This window comes from Herminiimonas sp. (genome assembly GCF_030645555.1).
Classification (GTDB): Bacteria; Pseudomonadota; Gammaproteobacteria; order Burkholderiales; family Burkholderiaceae_D; genus Oxalicibacterium.
The window spans coordinates 1-3,503 of sequence record NZ_JAUSME010000314.1 but is presented as its reverse complement, the minus strand read 5'-3'; the positions used below and the strand labels follow the sequence as shown (position 1 = coordinate 3,503).

The window sequence follows — 3,503 nt, the reverse complement described above, 5'->3', positions numbered from 1 at the left end:
GTGGTTTTCCCAGCTTGGATCGCTGATCCACACTTGCGCGTTGGGGGCAAAGCGCTTGAGGAAGTCGGCGCCGAGTTTCAATGCGCCGGTGCCGCCGATGGCTTGCGCGGTAATCGCACGTTTTTCCTTGACTACTGAGCTATCGGCACCAAATACGAGTTCCTGCACCGCTTTATCGTAGGCAGCCAGGCCGTCGATAGGCAGGTAGCCGCGCGGCGCCAGTTTTTCCGCCAGCAGCGCTTCTGCCTTGCGTACGCATTCCAGCAACGGCAATTTGCCGTTGTCGTCGTAGTAAACGCCTACGCCAAGATTGATCTTGTTTGGATTCTTGTCGGCGTTGAATGCCTCGGTAATGCCAAGAATCGGGTCACGGGGCGCCATTTCGATGGCGGTAAGGAGCGAAGCAGGAAGAGGTGCGTTCATCGTGATAACATCAAAAGTTAGCTGCAAACGGTCGTTTCGCAGTGGGGTTGTGTAGAGCGCAAGACCATAAGTCTTGCGGAAAATGCGACTCACTATTTTACCAAAGGTCGGATTTAAATGGCTGATTTATCCCAAGTTTCCAATTCCGTTGACGAATCGAAAATCGTTACCTTCCCGAATTCCCCATTTCGCCTCTATCAGCCTTTCCCTCCGGCAGGCGATCAGCCGACCGCGATTGCGAAGCTGGTAGAGGGTATCAACGATGGTTTGTTTTACCAGACCTTGCTGGGCGTCACGGGCTCGGGCAAGACCTATACGGTGGCGAATGTGATTGCGCGCATGGGGCGTCCGGCGATTGTTTTTGCGCCGAACAAGACGCTGGCGGCGCAGCTTTACAGCGAATTCCGCGAATTTTTCCCGCAGAATGCGGTCGAGTATTTCGTCAGTTACTACGATTACTACCAGCCGGAAGCCTATGTTCCGCAGCGCGACTTGTTCATCGAAAAGGATTCTTCGATCAACGAGCATATCGAACAGATGCGCCTGTCCTGCACCAAGTCGCTGATGGAACGGCGTGATGTGGTGATCATTGCAACCGTTTCGGCGATTTACGGTATCGGTAATCCGAGCGAATACCACCAGATGATCCTGACCCTGCGCGCCAAGGACAAGGTCAGCCAGCGCGATGTGATCGCGCGCTTGATTGCGATGCAATACACGCGCAATGAAGTCGATTTTGGCCGCGGCACTTTCCGTGTGCGCGGCGACACGATAGACATTTTCCCGGCCGAGCATGCCGAACTGGCCATCCGCATCGAAATGTTCGATGACGAAATTGAAAGCCTGCAGCTGTTTGATCCGCTGACTGGGCGCGTCAAGCAGAAGATCCCGCGCTTCACCGTTTATCCGGGCTCGCATTACGTGACGCCGCGCGCGACCGTGTTGCGTGCGATTGAAACGATCAAGGATGAGTTGCGCGAACGGCTGGAGTTCTTCCGCAAGGAAAACAAGCTGATAGAAGAACAAAGGCTGGAACAGCGTACCCGCTTCGATCTGGAAATGATGCAGGAAATCGGCTTTACCAAAGGCATCGAAAACTATTCGCGCCACTTGAGCGGCGCCAAGGCTGGCGATCCGCCGCCTACGCTGGTCGACTATCTGCCGCCGGACGCGTTGATGTTCATGGATGAGTCGCATGTATTGATGGGCCAGCTCAACGGCATGTACAACGGCGACCGCGCGCGCAAGACCAATCTGGTTGATTACGGATTCCGCCTGCCGTCGGCGCTGGATAATCGGCCGCTGCGCTTTGACGAGTTTGAAGGCAAGATGCGGCAAATGGTGTTTGTTTCCGCCACGCCGGCCGATTATGAAAACACGCACGCCGATCAAGTGGTTGAGCAGGTCGTGCGGCCTACTGGCCTGGTTGATCCCCTGATCAGCGTGCGTCCGGCTTCTACACAAGTCGACGATCTGATGTCGGAAATTACCGATCGTGTGAAAAAACACGAGCGTGTGCTGGTGACCACATTGACCAAGCGCATGTCGGAACAGTTGACCGAATTCCTAAGCGATAACGGCATCAAGGTGCGTTATCTGCATAGTGATATTGATACGGTAGAACGGGTGGAAATCATCCGCGACCTGCGCCTCGGTACTTTCGATGTGCTGGTCGGCATCAACTTGCTGCGCGAAGGCCTGGATTTGCCTGAGGTATCGCTGGTGGCGATCTTGGATGCGGACAAGGAAGGTTTCCTGCGCTCGGAACGCAGCCTGATTCAAACCATAGGCCGGGCCGCGCGTAACCTGAACGGCATGGCAATTCTGTATGGCGACAAGGTGACTGATTCTATGCGCCGTGCCATCGACGAGACGGAGCGCCGGCGCGCCAAGCAGGTGGCATTCAATCTCGCCAACAACATCACGCCCGTCGGTATCAAGAAGCACATACGGGAATTGATAGACGGCGTCTACAGCCAGCAGGATGCGCGCGAAGAGTTGAGTGCGGCGCAAGAGCATGCGAAATACGAGGCGATGAGCGAGAAACAGGTCAGCAAGGAAATCAAGCGTCTGGAAAAACTGATGCTGGGCCATGCAAAAAACCTGGAATTCGAGAAGGCGGCGCAGGTGCGCGATCAATTGCGGATATTGAAAGAACAATTGTTTGGTGCGCCCGGTTCAGACAATGTCGTGCCGCTAACCGGCGCCTGATGCTGAATATCATGAGGTGATCAGTAGCGGCAAGATGGCAGCGCGCCGTCTTGCCGTTACAATCGCTGCTTTCGTCTGCCTGTATTGAATGCCATGCTGCACACTATCCCACCTTCTTTTATCAACATGCTGGATGCTGCCGATGCATCGTGGCGCCCGGTGCTGCGGGCTGGCCTGGAAGCAGTCCACCAGGCGCTGCCGGATTATTTGCCGGCGCTTGCAGAGGACAGCTATCTTCCCGATGGCGGCAGGCTGTTTGCCGCATTTGCGCAACCTCTGGATGCGGTGCGCTATGTGCTGGTAGGCGAGGGGCCCTATCCGCGCGCGGCAAGTGCAACCGGCGTGTGCTTCATGGATGGCGCAGTCGGGTCGCTGTGGTCGGAAAAAGGCTTGTCCAAGCAGGTCAATCGGGCTACGTCCCTGCGCAATTTCATGAAAATGCTGTTGGTGGCGGACGGCCAGATAGCAATAGAACAGACGAGTGGCGATGCATTGGCTGGCGTGGCGCAGCAGGCACAGGCGTCGCCGTCGTCGGTGATCCAGACCTTGCCCGAGTTGCAGGACAATCTGACCCGGCATGGTTTTTTGCTGTTGAATGCCGCACTGGTTTTCCGGCCGCATGTGCCGCCAGTGAAGGAAGCCAGGGCATGGCTGCCGTTTCTGCAGACGGTGCTGGCGGCACTGGCCGATCATGCTGAACTGGCCAGCAAAGCGCCACCTACGCTCGTATTGTGGGGAAAGATCGCGGTGCAGCTGGAGGCCTTACCGGCCAATGCGCGTTTCCCGAAAAAGGTTTCCGAGCATCCCTACAACCTGAGCTTCATTGCCAATCCAGTCATGCAGGCGCTGTTTGGCGCCATGCACTTGCT

At 56.2% G+C, this 3,503-nt stretch carries 3 protein-coding genes; 2 read left to right on the top strand and 1 reads right to left on the bottom strand.

The features are described 5' to 3' along the window. Positions 1-423 (bottom strand): aminotransferase class I/II-fold pyridoxal phosphate-dependent enzyme (locus tag Q7T06_RS11775; RefSeq protein ID WP_304784881.1); only part of this gene is annotated, 423 nt, incomplete at its 3' end. A gap of 117 nt (positions 424-540) precedes the next feature. On the opposite strand from Q7T06_RS11775, the gene uvrB reads away from it, so the two are divergent. Then, complete coding sequence (gene uvrB, locus Q7T06_RS11770; protein WP_304784879.1) at positions 541-2,634, top strand: excinuclease ABC subunit UvrB; 2,094 nt, start codon at positions 541-543, stop codon at positions 2,632-2,634. Positions 2,635-2,727: 93 nt separating this feature from the next. Beyond that, positions 2,728-3,503 (top strand): uracil-DNA glycosylase (locus Q7T06_RS11765; RefSeq protein WP_304784877.1); only part of this gene is annotated, 776 nt, incomplete at its 3' end.